This is a genomic window from Faecalibacillus sp. H12, from assembly GCF_013361255.1.
GTDB lineage: Bacteria > Bacillota_I > Bacilli_A > Erysipelotrichales > Coprobacillaceae > Faecalibacillus > Faecalibacillus intestinalis.
In genome coordinates this window covers 19,227-34,018 of record NZ_JABWDK010000022.1, presented here as the reverse complement: position 1 = coordinate 34,018, position 14,792 = coordinate 19,227, and the positions used below count along the sequence as shown (strand labels likewise).

Sequence of the window (14,792 nt, the reverse complement as noted above, 5' to 3'; positions counted from 1 at the left end):
ACTGAAAATCCTCGTGTCGGTGGTTCGATTCCGCCCGGAACCACCATTTTTTTATTTGATTTTACTTATACAAAAAAAGGCATCATTTTGATGCCTTTTTTTATAATCTTTTTTCAAATCCTCCATGAACCATTGGCCCTTGTGCTAATGTAACAAAGGCTTTGGGATCTAATGAAGAAACAATTTTATTAAGTTGTTGAATTTCATATTTATTGATTGCCACATAAAGAATTTCTTGATTTGTTTCCGTATAAGCGCCTTTACCCATCCAATAGGTAACTCCTCTACCCATTTGTTTCATAATTGCTTCTTTAATTTCTTTATTCTTTGTAAATATTAAGACCGCTACATTGATATTTTGTAGATGGAACTTATCTGCTGTTGTATAAAGAATTGCTACAAAGACAATTGAATACATAATAATTTTAATATCATAAATAAATAAACATATTCCAAACAAAACAACATTAAATATTATAGAAAGCTGCCCTGCTTTAAAATCTGGATTTTTCTTAACTAAACAAACTGTCGCAATATCAATACCCCCACAGCATCCACTGCTTCGAAGTGCAAGTCCTACTCCTATTCCACAAATAATGGCCGCAAAGGCAACATTTAATAAAGCATCTTCAACAATCGGTTCTTTGATTGTTGGAAGAATGGATAGTAATACCGTTTGGATAATTAAAGAAATAATTGTTTTAAAACAAAATTCTTTATTCATTATTTTATATCCAAAAATAAATAATGGAATATTCATTAATAAGTTGATCATTCCTAATGTATTCAATGATTTTGGTAAAACTAAAAACTTATGTATAAAATAATCAATTAATTGAGCTAAACCAATCATTCCCCCAAAGTTGATTTGATTTGGTGTCACAAACAACCAAATACCTAGTGTCAACAATGTTGAACCTAAAACTAAATAAAAATATTGTTCTAATCTTTTACTCATATACTCCCCCTCACCCATGAAAAGTATAATCTACTTTGCTTATTTCTACAATAAAAAAGAGTCAATTTAATGACCCTTCAAAAATTATTTTTTAATATATTCTGGATAAGCTTCACATCCATGTTCTTCTAAATCAAGACCAATGATTTCTTCTCTTTCAGATACACGTAATCCAAAGATTTTTTTGATAATAAAGAAAGTAATTGTAATAGTAATCGCTGTCCAAATACCTACTGATAAAACACCTGTTAATTGTTTAATTAATAAATCAAATCCACCACCGTAGAATAAACCTGTTAAAGTACTTTCTGGTGCAGAAGTTGTCGCGAATAAACCAACAGCAATTGTTCCCCAAATACCATTGCAACAATGTACAGCAACAGCACCTACAGGATCATCAATGTGTAATTTATAATCTAAGAACCAAACTCCAAAGCAAACAAGTAATCCAGCAACAGTACCAATAATAATCGATCCTAAAACATCTGTGACGTCGCATCCAGCAGTGATTGCTACTAAACCTGCAAGTGAAGCATTTAAACACATACCAACATCAGGTTTACCATATTTGATCCAAGTAAAGATCAAGCAGGAAACAGTTGCAATGGCTGGTGCCACTGTTGTTGTTACGAAAATTGAACCAAGTTGTGGAACAGTTGTAGCCGCTGCCCCATTGAATCCATACCATCCAAGCCAAAGAATAAAGACACCTAAAGCTCCAGCAGTAATGTTATGTCCTGGAATCGCGTTAACTTTAACAACTTTTCCATTTTTATCTGTATCAAATTTACCAATACGAGGTCCTAAGATTTTAGCACCAATTAATGCAGAGATACCACCAACCATATGAATTGCACATGATCCAGCAAAATCATGGAAACCAAGTTGTGATAACCATCCACCGCCCCAAATCCAATGAGCTTCAATTGGATAAATAAGTGCTGAAATAACTCCTGAATAAACACAATAAGATAAGAATTTTGTTCTTTCTGCCATTGCCCCTGAAACAATGGTAGCAGTTGTTGCACAGAACACTAAGTTAAAAACAAAGTTTGAAAAATCAAAGTTTGCATAACTTGTAAATATATCAAATCCTGGTTTACCAATAAAGCCAAGTAAATCTTCTCCTAATAATAAACTAAAACCAATTAAAATAAATGTACATGTCCCAATACAGAAATCCATTAAGTTTTTCATAATAATGTTCCCTGTATTTTTTGATCTTGTAAATCCTGCTTCTACCATAGCGAATCCAGCTTGCATCCAAAATACCAGCGCTGCGCCAATTAGAAACCATACGCTAAATGTTTCACTCATAATAAATCCCCCTCAATTTTTATAATGCGTTTTCCCCTTTTTCTCCAGTACGAATACGAATCGCTTCTTCAACTGGATAAATAAAGATTTTTCCATCTCCTACGTTTCCACTTGATAAAGTTTCAGTAACTTTATCAACAATTTCTTGAACGATTTCATCTTTAACAACTGTTTCAACTCTTAATTTTGAAACAAGATTAACAGAATATGTGACACCTCGATATTGATGTGTATAACCCATTTGATTTCCAAACCCCATAATATTGGAAATCATCATACCTGTTACACCAGAAACTGTTAAAATATCTTTTAAATCTTCTAACTTTTCTGGTCTGATAATGATTTCAAGTTTTTTCATAAGTTTTCCCCCTTTTTTATTGATTTCCGTTCCCTTTTAGAAATCTTGACAAAAATATATCACGTTGATAAATTAGTGTCAATATAATTTTATTAGTTTAATATTTTTTTATTACAACAAGAAAATAAAAAAGGAGCCTCGCTCCTAATAGTAATTTCGTATAACATTTACCATATCTTCTATATAAAGTCTTGCATTATCAATAATAAGAGGATTGATTTCCTTTCTTTGATCAAAGGACATTTTAAAAGTATATTGTTCTCTCATAAGAGGTAATTGTTGATTTTGACAAAGATGAATTACTTTCATCAATCTTTTATTATTAATAAAAAAACAATTGATCAATGCTAGATTTTTTACATTTTGCCGACTTAATGATTGTATAAATTCCAGCAACTGTTTATCTTTAAATAACGTATCATCAAACCCAATAACAAGTAAATCAACATCATGATCACTATGATAATGATTTAAATCTTGAGCATGTGTTTTGACCCACCTTGCCATTTCATCAGCGACACACTTTATATATTTAGATTTTGTTGTATAAACAATATCGATTTTCATTTCTATCACCTAATTTATTTTAATACAGAAATATGAACTAAAAATGTATTTAACTGTTAATAATTATAACAAAACCTATTGTTTATTTGGAGGATTCTATGAAAAAAATACTAAAAATTTGTATAATTTTATCTTTTACTTTTTTACTTACTGGCTGTGTAGACTGTTTAGTTTCTTTAAATTATTCTAAAATAAAAAAACCTACTCTTTATGGTGAACTTACAATAGAGCCTCAAATTTTAGAAAAATATAACATGTCTATTTCACAAATAAAAAAACAATTATTGGATCATGATTTTTTTAAAGATTGGACAATAAAAAAACAAACCGATTCTTCACTTTCGATAGAATCTCCTACTTCTTTTATTAAAGAAATTTCTACGTTTACAAAACAAAATAATAAATATATTTTATCTATTGATATTCCTAAAAATATGCTTGATACTTCAGAATTGAATCATTATAAAAATACTTTACAACTTTTAAATTCCAGTAATGCTACCTGCTCTTTTAAAATTACTATGCCAGGTACAATTATTTCCAGCAATGTTGGCAAATATCAACAAAATGTAGTAACAATTAATCTCTTTGAGCTTTTTATTGAAGAAAAAGCTTTATCTTTTCATATCATTTCAAAAAAAGAAAAAAATCATTTATTACTTTATTTTATAACTCTCATCATTTTACTTATTTTAATCATTACCCTTATTTTCATCAAAAAAAGACAAAAAGACTAGAAGATTACTTTTCTTTAATGCGGGTATTTGATAGAATAAAGGCGTTAAAGGAGACAAGAAGAATATGAAAAGAAACTGTATTATTGGACAATCTGGAGGACCCACAATCGCAATTAATGCTAGTCTTGCTGGGATTATTCATCGTGCTAAAGCATCTCAAGAATTTGAAAATGTTTATGGGATGATCAATGGTATCAAAGGTCTACTCGAAGGTAGATATATGGATTTATTAGAAGAATTTGATGATGGTGATAAAATCAATGCTTTAAAACAAACACCTGCCATGTATTTAGGTTCTTGCCGTTATAAATTACCTACTTTTCAAGATGACGAAGATACTTATGTTAAATTGTTTAGAATTTTAAAAGAATTAGAAATCACTGATTTTTTCTATATTGGTGGTAATGACTCAATGGATACTGTTATGAAATTAGATGATTACGCTAAATATATTAATAGTGATATTCATTTTATTGGTATTCCTAAAACCATTGATAATGACTTAATGGGAACAGATCATACACCAGGATTTGGTTCTGCCGCTAAATATGTTGCTGCTTCTATCTTAGAAGTTGTACATGATAGTTTAATTTATCAATTACAATCCGTTACAATCATTGAAATCATGGGAAGAAATGCAGGGTGGTTAACTGCCGCTGCTGCTCTTGCGAGAAATGAATATAATGTAGCTCCTGATCTTATTTATTTACCAGAAGTTGTTTTTGATAAAGATAAGTTTTTAGCAGATATTCATGAAGTCATGAAAAGAAAAAGATGTGTTGTCATTGCTGTATCAGAAGGTATTAGAGATCAAAACGGTCACTTCTTAGATGATGATAGTAAATACGCTAAAAAAGATGCTTTTGGACACGTCTTACATTCAGGAACAGGAAAATTACTTGAATCTCTTGTATTTAAAGAATTTGGATGTAAAGTTAGAAGTATTGAATTAAATGTTTTACAAAGATGTGCTATGCACATTGCTAGTAAAACAGATTTAAATGAATCATTTGTTATTGGTTCTAAAGCTATCGATAAAGCTTTAGAAAACGTTTCTGGTCATGTAATGGGATTTAAGCGTCTTTCTAATCATCCTTATGAAATCGATTATATTTCTACTGATGTAAGAGAAGTTGCTAACTATGAACAAAAAATTCCTGTAGAATGGATCAATGAAGAAGGAAATGATATTACTCAAGAACTATATGAATATTTATATCCACTTATTCAAGGTGAAGTACATGTTACTTATAAAGATGGTATTCCTTCTTATTACAGTTGTAAACATTTAGAAAAATAAAAAGAACTGCTACAAATAAACGTAGCAGTTTTTTAATGCTTTGCTTTAATATAATAATAACCAAAAATCGTTAGATCAATAGTCAAGGCAATAATAGAAATTGTGACTAGTGGTGAAACGTTAATCATTTGTATTATATTCATAATACACCTCCGCTAAAGATCTATTGTAAGAGTTACAGGACAATGATCACTTCCCATAATCTCTGTTTCAATTGTTGCATCAATAATCTTATCCTTTAAGCTATCACTAACAATAAAATAATCAATACGCCATCCCGCATTTTTTTCTCTTGCTTTAAAACGATAAGACCACCAAGAATAAACACCTTCTTGTAAAGGATAAAGATAACGATACGTATCGATAAAACCGTGATTTAATAACTGAGTCATTTTTTCTCTTTCTTCATCAGAAAAACCTGCATTTTTACGATTTGATTTAGGATTTTTCAAATCTATTTCTTGATGAGCAACATTTAAATCACCACATAAAATAATTGGTTTATCTAAACTTTCAAGATACGTTAAAAAATCATCTTCCCATTTCATACGATAAGATAGACGTTTGAGTTCATTTTGACTATTAGGAGTGTAACAAGTAATGACATAATAATTTTCAAATTCCAAAGTAATTAATCTACCTTCTTGATCATGTTCTTCTTTATTCATTCCATAAAAAACATTCAATGGTTTTTCTTTACTATAAATAAGTGTTCCACTATACCCTTTTTTAACAGCACTGTTTAAATAATAATGATACCCTTCAATCTCTAAATCTGCTTGACCACTTTGCATTTTAGTTTCTTGAACACAAAAAATATCTGCATCTAATTGATGAAAGCTATCTAAAAAACCTTTTTGTAAACATGCTCTTATTCCATTTACATTCCAACTTACTAATTTCATAATTACCTCTTTCTCCAATATATTCTATTATATAACATCTCATTCATGATTTGAACGTATATTTTTAAATAAATAGGGATATACTAAACTAGGTGAACATTATGAAAAAAAGAACATTCATTATTAGTTTGATTATTCCTTTATTAGTAGGTGCTATAAGCGCTTTTATCACAAATAATCAAATGGAAACATATAGCAATTTAAATACCCCCTTATTGGCTCCTCCAGGATGGTTATTTCCTATTGTCTGGACCCTTCTTTATATTTTGATGGGAATTTCTAGTTATTTTATTTATATCAGTCATGATCCTAAACGTGAAAACGCCTTAATTGTCTACTCTTTTCAATTATTTATTAATTTTTGTTGGCCACTTTTCTTTTTTAATCTTCATAATTATTTTCTTTCATTAATGATTTTAATAGCTTTGATTCTTACTGTTATTTATATGTTGATCATTTTTAAAAAAATTAATCCAAAAAGTTTTTATCTAAATATTCCTTATATTCTTTGGTTATTCTTTGCTTTATATTTAAACTTTATGATTTTTATAAACAACTAAAATAGAACAAAGTTTCTTCCATGGCCCTTGTTTTAAGACGATAGTATGTACTTCGAGAATAATAATCAATCCACCAATCTTTACCAACTCTCTCTATAAATTCTTTTTCAATAATAACTTTACTCTCCATCGATAAACAATCTAAAATAAATTCAAATGTTGCAATAACTTTCTCTAATTCTTCTTTTAACACCAATTGATCATTCAATTGACTTCCTTTATCTTGATAATACGTCTTCTTTTCTTTAACAGTATCAAATTGAATCGTTGGATAAAAATTCCTTTCTTCTAAACATTTAAGTTGTAAAACAGCACGGTGATACTTTTTAAATAGATCTTCTAAAACATCTTGTTTTTCTTTAAACGTTAATGCCTTCATAAAAAAACCTCCTATGTTTATATATGACAATAGGAGGCCTTTTTTCTTTTAAATTATGAAATTTTCTTTAATTTCTTCAATTTCTTCATCACTAAAACCAATATTTAATAAATATCCTTTAGTACTACCATAATTTTCTCTTAAATACGCAATAAATTTCATCATCACTCTTGGATCAGAACCTAAGAATTTTTCATCTTCACTTGGTATCATTTCTTCCAATTGTTTGATCATTGCCATATTATTTTCATAAGATTCTGAATAATCTTTAACAATATCATATTCATGACATCCCGCTAGATCTAATAACATACATGCAATAACACCTGTACGATCTTTACCTGCAGAACAATTAAATAATGTACAGTCATAAGGATGATTTAAAAAGATATTAAATACTTTTTTAAATTGTTTTTTATTCGCTTCGATCATAAAAATATAAAAACCACTTAAATCTTGATAGTCTTTAATATCATTTGGTAATACTGACATATTTTCATTTTGTAGTAAATTAATATGATAATATTCTATATCTTTATACCCTTTTAAACTATGTGGTTGATGAACTAATTCATAATCACTTCTTAAATCAATGACAGTGCGAATACCATATTGATAAAATTGTTCTTTTAAATCATCACTGATCCCACTTGGACATGTACTTCTAACATATTTATGTGATTTTGTATAATATCCTTCTTGTGTTTCATAACCACCTAAATCCCTTACATTGGTCATTTTTCCTATATGAAGTAATCTTTCTTCACGAGATAATTGCATCATTTTTTCTTTCCTCACTAATCTTCAAATGGTCTTATTCTTAAAGTTACCCCAATATTTTGAGCAATCTGTTTACAAATTTCTACATCTTTTTCAGGAATTGTTGTATCAACAATCGTTAAAACAACATGAGGCACATAGGCTTTACATTTTTTAGCAAAATCTAATAATTCATCAAATGAATCAATTCCATATTGGCTTCTTGTAAGTTTTAAATAATCTTCTTTATTACTTGTATTTAAACTAATAGAAACAGTATCTAACAATCCTTTAAATTCAGGCGTAATATCTCTTTTATTATATAAAGAAGATAACCCATTGGTATTCACTCTTGTAGGTAGATCAGGTCTTCTTTCTTTTAAATACTTAGCAACTTTCATTAAATCATCATGTCTTATAAGTGGTTCACCAAAACCACAAAAAACAACTTCTTTGAAATCATTTAAATTATATTTTTCAAATTCTTGAATAATTTCATCAACCGTTGGTTCTTCTTTTAACCATAAGGAATTATTTTCAATCATTTCCTTTGTTTGTCTTAAACAAAATGTACATGAACATGTACAACGATTTGTCGAATTAACATAACATGTAATCCCTTTAGTACTTTCTAAATGTGCAATATCAATATAACTATTTTTATATAATGTATATAATATCATCTTAATCCCCCAATTCTTTTAATAATGGTTCAAAACATAATCCCATATGTGGATGAGCATCAATATCTACAGAATGTTTAATGCATTTAGAAGCAAAATCTGTTGATTTTTTAACAGCTTCTAAAAAATTTTTCTCTTTCAAATAGCTTCCTGCAATTACTGCAGAAATAACATCTCCTGTACCACTACGATCTTCTCCAATACGTTTCACATAGATTTTTTCAACTTTTCCATGATCATAAACAAAATTTAAAATTTGATGACCAATAGAAATACCCGTTACTACAATCATTTTTGGACCCATTTGACTTAATTTTTCACACATGCGCTTAAGTTCTTGCTCATTACTTGTTTCATGATAAGCTTCATCAATCAAAGCACACAATTCTGTTAAATTAGGTGTAACAATTGTCGCATAAGGCATAAGTTCTCTCATTTTTTCTTGCATTTCTTGCGTATAAGTCGGATAAAGTTTCCCATGATCACCCATGACTGGATCTACTAAAATAAAGTTTTTTTCTGTTTTAAAATCTTTAAAAAATTCTTTTACTATTTCTATTTGTTTCGCAGATCCTAAAAAGCCACTGCATATTCCATCAAAATCAATATTCATTTTTTTATATGTTTCAATATAATCATTCATCTTTGATGTATAGTCATCAAAAAAGAAATCTTTATGATATGTATTGATAGATAAAATTGCTGTTGGTACAAAAGCTGTTTCAATTCCCATAGCTGAAATAATTGGCAATTGACAGGCTACTGAACATCTTGATAATCCTGTTACATCATTTACTAGTACAATTCTTTTTTCTCTCATCTTTAAAACCTCTTTCATGTATTTTAGCACAATCAAGTCTTATTGAGTATCTTTTTTTCATAATTCATATTTGTTATAATATTGAAAGAGGTGAAATGAATGAAAAAAATGCTAAAAGTACTTTTAGTTTTAATGACTGTTGTTTCCATTGCTGGATGTTCTTCTAAAACAACAACAGAAAAAGCAACTAAAAAAACAAAAACTTTATCAGGAAATTATCAAGTTGAAATTAAAGTTAAAGATTATGGAACAATTTATGCTGAAATTGATGCTGATACAGCCCCAATTACAGTAACAAACTTTGTAAAGTTAAGTAAAGAAAAGTTTTATGACGGTTTAACTTTTCATCGTATTATTGATGGTTTCATGATACAAGGTGGAGATCCTAAAGGAGATGGCACTGGTGGAAGTAAAGAAACAATTAAGGGAGAATTTTCAGATAATGGGGTAAAAAATCCTTTAAGTCATACACGTGGAGCTCTTTCTATGGCAAGAAGTCAAGATAATGATAGTGCTTCTTCACAATTCTTTATTGTTCAAAGTGATTCTACTTATTTGGATGGTCAATATGCTGTTTTTGGTTATGTTTATGAAGGCATGGACATTGTTGATCAAATTTGTAAAGATGTAAAAGTAGAAGATAATAATGGAACTGTAAAAAAAGAAAATCAACCTGTTATTGAATCGATTCGTTGTAAAAAGATATAATTAAAAAGAAGCTCAGGCTTCTTTTTTTAAGGCATTTTTTAATAATAAAACAGTAATAATAAACGCTGATAGATCCGCAACAGGGACAGCTATAAAAATACCATCTAAACCTATAATCGATGAAAAAATTATGATACAAGGAATTAAAATAATAATTTGTCTCAATAAATTTAAAACACTTGATATTTTTATCTTACCAATCGCTTGAAAATAGTTTGCACACATTACTTGTGCACCAATAAGCGGTAAACACATAAACCAAATATGTAAAGCATGGCTACATAATTTTACAACATCTGCTTCATCATTAAACATATAGACAATACTTTTTGTAAAAAATTGTACTGCGATAAAACCAATCAAAGCAATCATTGTAGCACCTATAATTGCATATTTTAATGTTTCTTTAACACGATCCATTTTTAAAGCACCATAATTATATGAAATCAATGGTTGTTGACCTTGCATCAAACCAGTAATTGGCATCAAAATAAGTGTTTGAATGCTTGTAACAATACCAATAGCACTTAACGCTAAATCTCCACCATATTTAACAAGAGATGCATTCAAAATAATATTTAAAACACTATTCGATATTTGCATTAAAAATGCAGGTATTCCTGTTTGAATAATTTGTTTTGAAATATTCAACTGTAATTTCAATAAAGTTGCATTTAAAGGAATAATCGTTCTTTTTCCAAATAAAAATGCAAGTTGCCATAAAGCACTTAAAAACTGTCCACCAATCGTTGCAAAAGCAGCTCCTTGCATTCCCATATGGAAAATACAAATTAAAATATAGTCAAATAAAATATTAAACCCTGCTCCGATCAATTGTGAAATCATGGCATTTTTAGGATTTCCTTGAGCTCTAGAAAAATTATTTCCTGCCATTGCAATACATTGAAAAACAGCACCATATAAAATAATACTTAAATAATTTTCAGCATAAGGCAAAACAGTTTTTGAAGCACCTAATAAACGTAACATTGGTGCTAAAAAAACATTTCCTAAAATCATAAAGACTAGGCCTAAAATAATTGTTAAAGTTAGACCATTTCCCATATACTTTCCAGCTTCTTCCTTTTTACCTTGACCTAATGCTATTGAAAAACGAGTGGCTCCACCCATTCCAATCATTAAAGAAATGGCCATTAAAACAAGAGTTACAGGATAACAAATACTAATTCCTGCTAAACCAATTGCTCCCAATTCTGGAGCATTTCCAATAAACATACGATCAACAATATTATAAATTGCATTAACAAGCATTCCGATAATAGCTGGAATTGAAAATTCTACTAATAAAGGTAATATATTTTTAGTCCCCATCTTATCCTCATTTTTCATACGTATCCTCCAAATTCATTTTCATTTTTAATAAAAGTTCTTCTAAAAGAATAAGCTCATTTTGATCAATATCTTTAATCATCATCTCTGTTGTCTCTTTAATAACATCTTTAATTTTAGGATATAATTCTTTTCCCTTAGAAGTTAAAGACAAAACATGATTTCTTTTATCTTCTTTTGAAGTTTTTTTAATAATAAATCCCTTATCTTCTAATGTTTTTAAAATTCTCGTAACTGCGCTTTTATCAATTTGTAATCTTTTATTTAAATCTTCTTGTTTGATATTATTTTCTTCATAAATAATTTTTAAAGTAATCGCTTGTCCATGGGATAAACCAAACTCTTTAAGTTGGACATTCATATAACTATTTTTTTGATTATGAAGAATAGAAATTAAGCGTGATAAATTCATATTTCCTCCTATAGTTGACACATCAACTATAGGATATTTTATATTTATTGTCAATAAAAAAAGAAATATATATCGAATATATACTTCTTTTATATTGTGTTATTTAAGAATTGAAAGAAGAACTTTTTCTATCTTATCAACATCTATTGGTTTTGATATATGTCCATTCATCCCTTGAGCAACCGCCTTTTTTCTATCTTCCTCAAAGGCATTAGCTGTTAAAGCGGTGATAGGAATCGTGGTTTTGTCTTTATTTGACAATTGACGAATAGTTTGTGTTGCCTTATAGACATCCATATGAGGCATTTGAATATCCATTAAAATCAAATCATAGCTTTTAGCAGGAATTTGTTCCATTTTAGCCACACATTGAATCCCATCTTCAACACGCTCAACTATTAATCCTATATCTTCTAAAAGAGTAATCGTAATTTCAGCATTCAAATCATTATCCTCAGCAAGTAAAATATGTTTCCCCCGAATATTTTTATTTGCATTCAACAAAGACAAATCTTCATTTACTTGCGCGTAATATTTTTCATCAGCAAGGTGATGTTTTAAAACAACTGTAAACTTACTTCCCTTTCCTAATTCACTTTCTACATCGATCGTACCACCCATCACATCAACGAGTTTTTTACAATCGGCATTCCTAAACCCGTTCCTGCAACAGCTTGTTCATATTCATATCCATAACCACTACGCTTCCCTTTTTTCCCTGTAATATGATAAGAATCTTCCTACCACCCTACACGTATTTTTCCTTCATTTGCTCGTACAGGAATTGAAAATAATGAAAAAACCAGGATAAAACCTATAAAAATGCATCCACATTTATTTAAAATATGGTTTATTTTTTCATCATTTCTCCCTCTTTTCATGATTAAAATATTTTGTAAGTACATCTTTTAATTTTTCTATATCAACTGGTTTAGCAAGATGTTCATTCATTCCAAGTTGTAAAGCATGTTTTCTATCTTCTTCAAAAGCATTTGCTGTCATCGCAATAATTGGAATTTGAGCATTTTTATTATTAAAACTTCTAATTATTTTTGTTGCTTCATAACCATCCATAATTGGCATTTGGATATCCATTAAAATAAGATCATAATATCCTTCTGGCATCTTTTCTAATATTTTTATACATTCTTCTCCATTTTTAGCTAAATCTATAATTACTTTAAAAGTATTTAAAAGTTCTATTCCAATTTCCGCATTTAATTCATTATCTTCTACAAGAAGAATATGTTTTCCTGAAAAATCAAGTGTTGATGTATTTCTTTCATTGACATTTTCAACTTGTAAAGAAGTTAAAAACGAAAGTTCTACAGTAAACTTTGTTCCTTTATTTAACTTACTTTCTACTTGAATTGTTCCATTCATCATATCTATAAGAGATTTAACAATAGGAAGCCCTAATCCTACTCCAGGTACTTTACTTTCTGTACTTGTTTTTTCTCTAGCAAATTCTTCAAAAATATGTGGTAAAAAATCTTCTTTCATTCCTATTCCATTATCTATAATTATAAAATGATATTTTACTTTATTATTTTCAAATGAAATTTCTTGGATCAATAATTCAACATTTCCACCTTCTGGTGTATATTTAATCGCATTAGAAAGAATATTTAAAACAATCTCTCTTAATTTAGTTTTATCACAAATAATATGATGATGCTTAATCTCCAAATGATAGGAATAATGCAATTTTTTCTCTTTAATTAGCGGTTCAACTACAACATTTATATTTTTAACTAAATCATCTAAATCTCCTATTTCCTTTTTTAAATCTAATTTACCACTTTCTATTTGTGTCATTTCAAGAATATAATTAATCAAAGAAAGTAAAATCGTACTTGATGATTTAAGTTTCGAAATATAATCCAATGCCTGTTTTTTATTATCTAAATTATTTTCTAATAATTGTGTATAGCCAATAATTGCATTCATTGGTGTACGAATATCATGAGACATATTAAATAAAAATCTTGTCTTTGCCTGATTGGCATGTTGTGCCTCAGTAGCCACTTTTTCAATTTGTTTTGCATAAACAGCTTCTTTTTCACGTCTTAAAATAATTTGCCAATAACCCATTGATAACAAAATAGCTACCAAAACACTTACAATACTTCCAAATATCTTATAAGACATTGGTATCCAACCTTGAAAAGGAACAATTTCAAAATACCATGTATCATTAGGTACTTCACAAGCAACACTTAATGTATGATTTAAAGAACTATGACCACATGACATAATTGTCACATGTTTTCCTTTGTTGCCCTCTTTCCAAACTTTAAAATGATAAGTGGCATCTTCTAATTTATCTACTTCTAATTCTTCTAAAAAAGCATCCCAATTTAAAACAAGAATAGAAAATCCCCAAAATTTCTTTTCATTTCCATCATTTATATAAATAGGGTCAAACAATAAAGCCCCTGTACCACCTTGTTTTAATTCATATGGACCAGCAATTGTATATTCTCCACTTTTTCTAGCAATATTCGCTTCTTTTTGACGTTCAGGAAGTTCCAACGTATTCATACCTATCACTTTTTCATTTCCTTTTAATGGATAGGCCTTTTCAATAATCCCATTAGGTGCTAATTCATATGCTTCAATAACATTTTTATTTTTTTTCATATAACTTGCAAGCTGATTAAACTGTTCATCACTGATTGTATGTTTTGAAGATATAATATTTTTAAACATTTCAGAATTTTCTAAATATCTTCCAAGCTGTGTTTCTATTTTTCGAACAGTATCTTCTGCAGTATAACTTGCACTTATTTTTTCTTTATTTACTTCAAATTGAATTAAAAAAATAAAACAAATCAACATGACACCCATCACTATAATAAAAAATAGGCCTGTTTTTCTTTTTAATTTATTTAATTGAACAACTTCTTCTTTATTCATTACTTCTACCTATCTACTCAAATGATTCTTATGAGTCCATTATACACACTTATGTAAATT

The 14,792-nt window shown here is 28.7% G+C and carries 16 protein-coding genes and 1 pseudogene; 4 read left to right on the top strand and 13 right to left on the bottom strand.

From position 1 onward, the window contains the following. Nucleotides 1–100: 100 nt before the first annotated feature. From HUU89_RS11455 to HUU89_RS11440, 4 genes and pseudogenes are all read right to left on the bottom strand, one after another. Nucleotides 101–958: a YitT family protein gene (locus tag HUU89_RS11455; RefSeq protein WP_117872403.1), complete on the bottom strand. Its 858-nt coding sequence runs from the start codon at nucleotides 956–958 to the stop codon at nucleotides 101–103. A 108-nt stretch (nucleotides 959–1,066) separates the two neighbouring features. After that, nucleotides 1,067–2,275, bottom strand: a pseudogene (locus HUU89_RS11450) (ammonium transporter); the annotation flags it as partial. A 19-nt stretch (nucleotides 2,276–2,294) separates the two neighbouring features. Next, the gene (locus HUU89_RS11445) at nucleotides 2,295–2,633 is read right to left on the bottom strand and encodes a P-II family nitrogen regulator (protein WP_022000849.1); all 339 of its coding nucleotides are present in this window, start codon (nucleotides 2,631–2,633) and stop codon (nucleotides 2,295–2,297) included. Between the two features lie 144 nt (nucleotides 2,634–2,777). Continuing rightward, nucleotides 2,778–3,200 (bottom strand): hypothetical protein, encoded by a 423-nt coding sequence (locus HUU89_RS11440; protein ID WP_175301816.1) that lies wholly within the window; start codon nucleotides 3,198–3,200, stop codon nucleotides 2,778–2,780. A gap of 98 nt (nucleotides 3,201–3,298) precedes the next feature. Here HUU89_RS11440 and HUU89_RS11435 point away from each other — a divergent pair, with 98 nt between their 5' ends. Beyond that, on the top strand, nucleotides 3,299–3,937 hold the full coding sequence (locus tag HUU89_RS11435) for a hypothetical protein (protein WP_175301815.1): 639 nt from the start codon (nucleotides 3,299–3,301) through the stop codon (nucleotides 3,935–3,937). Between the two features lie 64 nt (nucleotides 3,938–4,001). Continuing rightward, nucleotides 4,002–5,237, top strand: a complete 1,236-nt coding sequence (locus HUU89_RS11430; protein WP_022000852.1) for a 6-phosphofructokinase — start codon at nucleotides 4,002–4,004, stop codon at nucleotides 5,235–5,237. Nucleotides 5,238–5,392: 155 nt separating this feature from the next. Here the strand turns inward: HUU89_RS11430 and HUU89_RS11425 are convergent, their stop codons facing one another. Further along, nucleotides 5,393–6,142: an exodeoxyribonuclease III gene (locus HUU89_RS11425; protein WP_032091635.1), complete on the bottom strand. Its 750-nt coding sequence runs from the start codon at nucleotides 6,140–6,142 to the stop codon at nucleotides 5,393–5,395. A gap of 101 nt (nucleotides 6,143–6,243) precedes the next feature. Here HUU89_RS11425 and HUU89_RS11420 point away from each other — a divergent pair, with 101 nt between their 5' ends. Continuing rightward, entirely contained in the window at nucleotides 6,244–6,702 is a 459-nt protein-coding gene (locus tag HUU89_RS11420; protein ID WP_022000854.1) for a TspO/MBR family protein, read from the top strand. Here HUU89_RS11420 and HUU89_RS11415 read toward each other — a convergent pair. From HUU89_RS11415 to HUU89_RS11400, 4 genes are read right to left on the bottom strand one after another with little or no spacing between them, the layout of a single operon-like run. Beyond that, entirely contained in the window at nucleotides 6,689–7,081 is a 393-nt protein-coding gene (locus HUU89_RS11415) for an MG284/MPN403 family protein (RefSeq protein ID WP_118470446.1), read from the bottom strand. The genes HUU89_RS11420 and HUU89_RS11415 overlap by 14 nt on opposite strands. 48 nt (nucleotides 7,082–7,129) lie before the next feature. After that, nucleotides 7,130–7,864 carry a tyrosine-protein phosphatase gene (locus HUU89_RS11410; RefSeq protein WP_117347281.1) on the bottom strand — a complete coding sequence of 245 codons (735 nt, stop codon included), beginning with the start codon at nucleotides 7,862–7,864 and terminating at the stop codon, nucleotides 7,130–7,132. 14 nt (nucleotides 7,865–7,878) lie between these two features. Continuing rightward, entirely contained in the window at nucleotides 7,879–8,523 is a 645-nt protein-coding gene (locus HUU89_RS11405) for a TatD family nuclease-associated radical SAM protein (protein WP_032091639.1), read from the bottom strand. A gap of 1 nt (nucleotide 8,524) precedes the next feature. Continuing rightward, nucleotides 8,525–9,343 carry a pyridoxamine kinase gene (locus tag HUU89_RS11400; protein ID WP_175301814.1) on the bottom strand — a complete coding sequence of 273 codons (819 nt, stop codon included), beginning with the start codon at nucleotides 9,341–9,343 and terminating at the stop codon, nucleotides 8,525–8,527. A gap of 99 nt (nucleotides 9,344–9,442) precedes the next feature. Between HUU89_RS11400 and HUU89_RS11395 the strand changes: the two genes are divergently transcribed. Next, the gene (locus HUU89_RS11395; RefSeq protein WP_119362941.1) at nucleotides 9,443–10,051 is read left to right on the top strand and encodes a peptidylprolyl isomerase; all 609 of its coding nucleotides are present in this window, start codon (nucleotides 9,443–9,445) and stop codon (nucleotides 10,049–10,051) included. Nucleotides 10,052–10,063: 12 nt separating this feature from the next. On the opposite strand, the gene HUU89_RS11390 is transcribed toward HUU89_RS11395, so the two are convergent. The 4 genes from HUU89_RS11390 to HUU89_RS11375 all read right to left on the bottom strand — a co-directional run bounded on the left by HUU89_RS11390 (nucleotide 10,064) and on the right by HUU89_RS11375 (nucleotide 14,732). Further along, nucleotides 10,064–11,401, bottom strand: a complete 1,338-nt coding sequence (locus HUU89_RS11390; RefSeq protein ID WP_254697767.1) for an MATE family efflux transporter — start codon at nucleotides 11,399–11,401, stop codon at nucleotides 10,064–10,066. Further along, nucleotides 11,391–11,813 (bottom strand): MarR family winged helix-turn-helix transcriptional regulator, encoded by a 423-nt coding sequence (locus tag HUU89_RS11385; protein WP_032091643.1) that lies wholly within the window; start codon nucleotides 11,811–11,813, stop codon nucleotides 11,391–11,393. The genes HUU89_RS11390 and HUU89_RS11385 overlap by 11 nt, the downstream gene beginning before the upstream one ends. Nucleotides 11,814–11,912: 99 nt before the next feature. Continuing rightward, on the bottom strand, nucleotides 11,913–12,434 hold the full coding sequence (locus HUU89_RS11380; RefSeq protein ID WP_217498482.1) for a response regulator: 522 nt from the start codon (nucleotides 12,432–12,434) through the stop codon (nucleotides 11,913–11,915). 240 nt (nucleotides 12,435–12,674) lie between these two features. Continuing rightward, complete coding sequence (locus tag HUU89_RS11375; protein WP_175301813.1) at nucleotides 12,675–14,732, bottom strand: ATP-binding protein; 2,058 nt, start codon at nucleotides 14,730–14,732, stop codon at nucleotides 12,675–12,677. Between the last annotated feature and the right edge of the window lie 60 nt (nucleotides 14,733–14,792).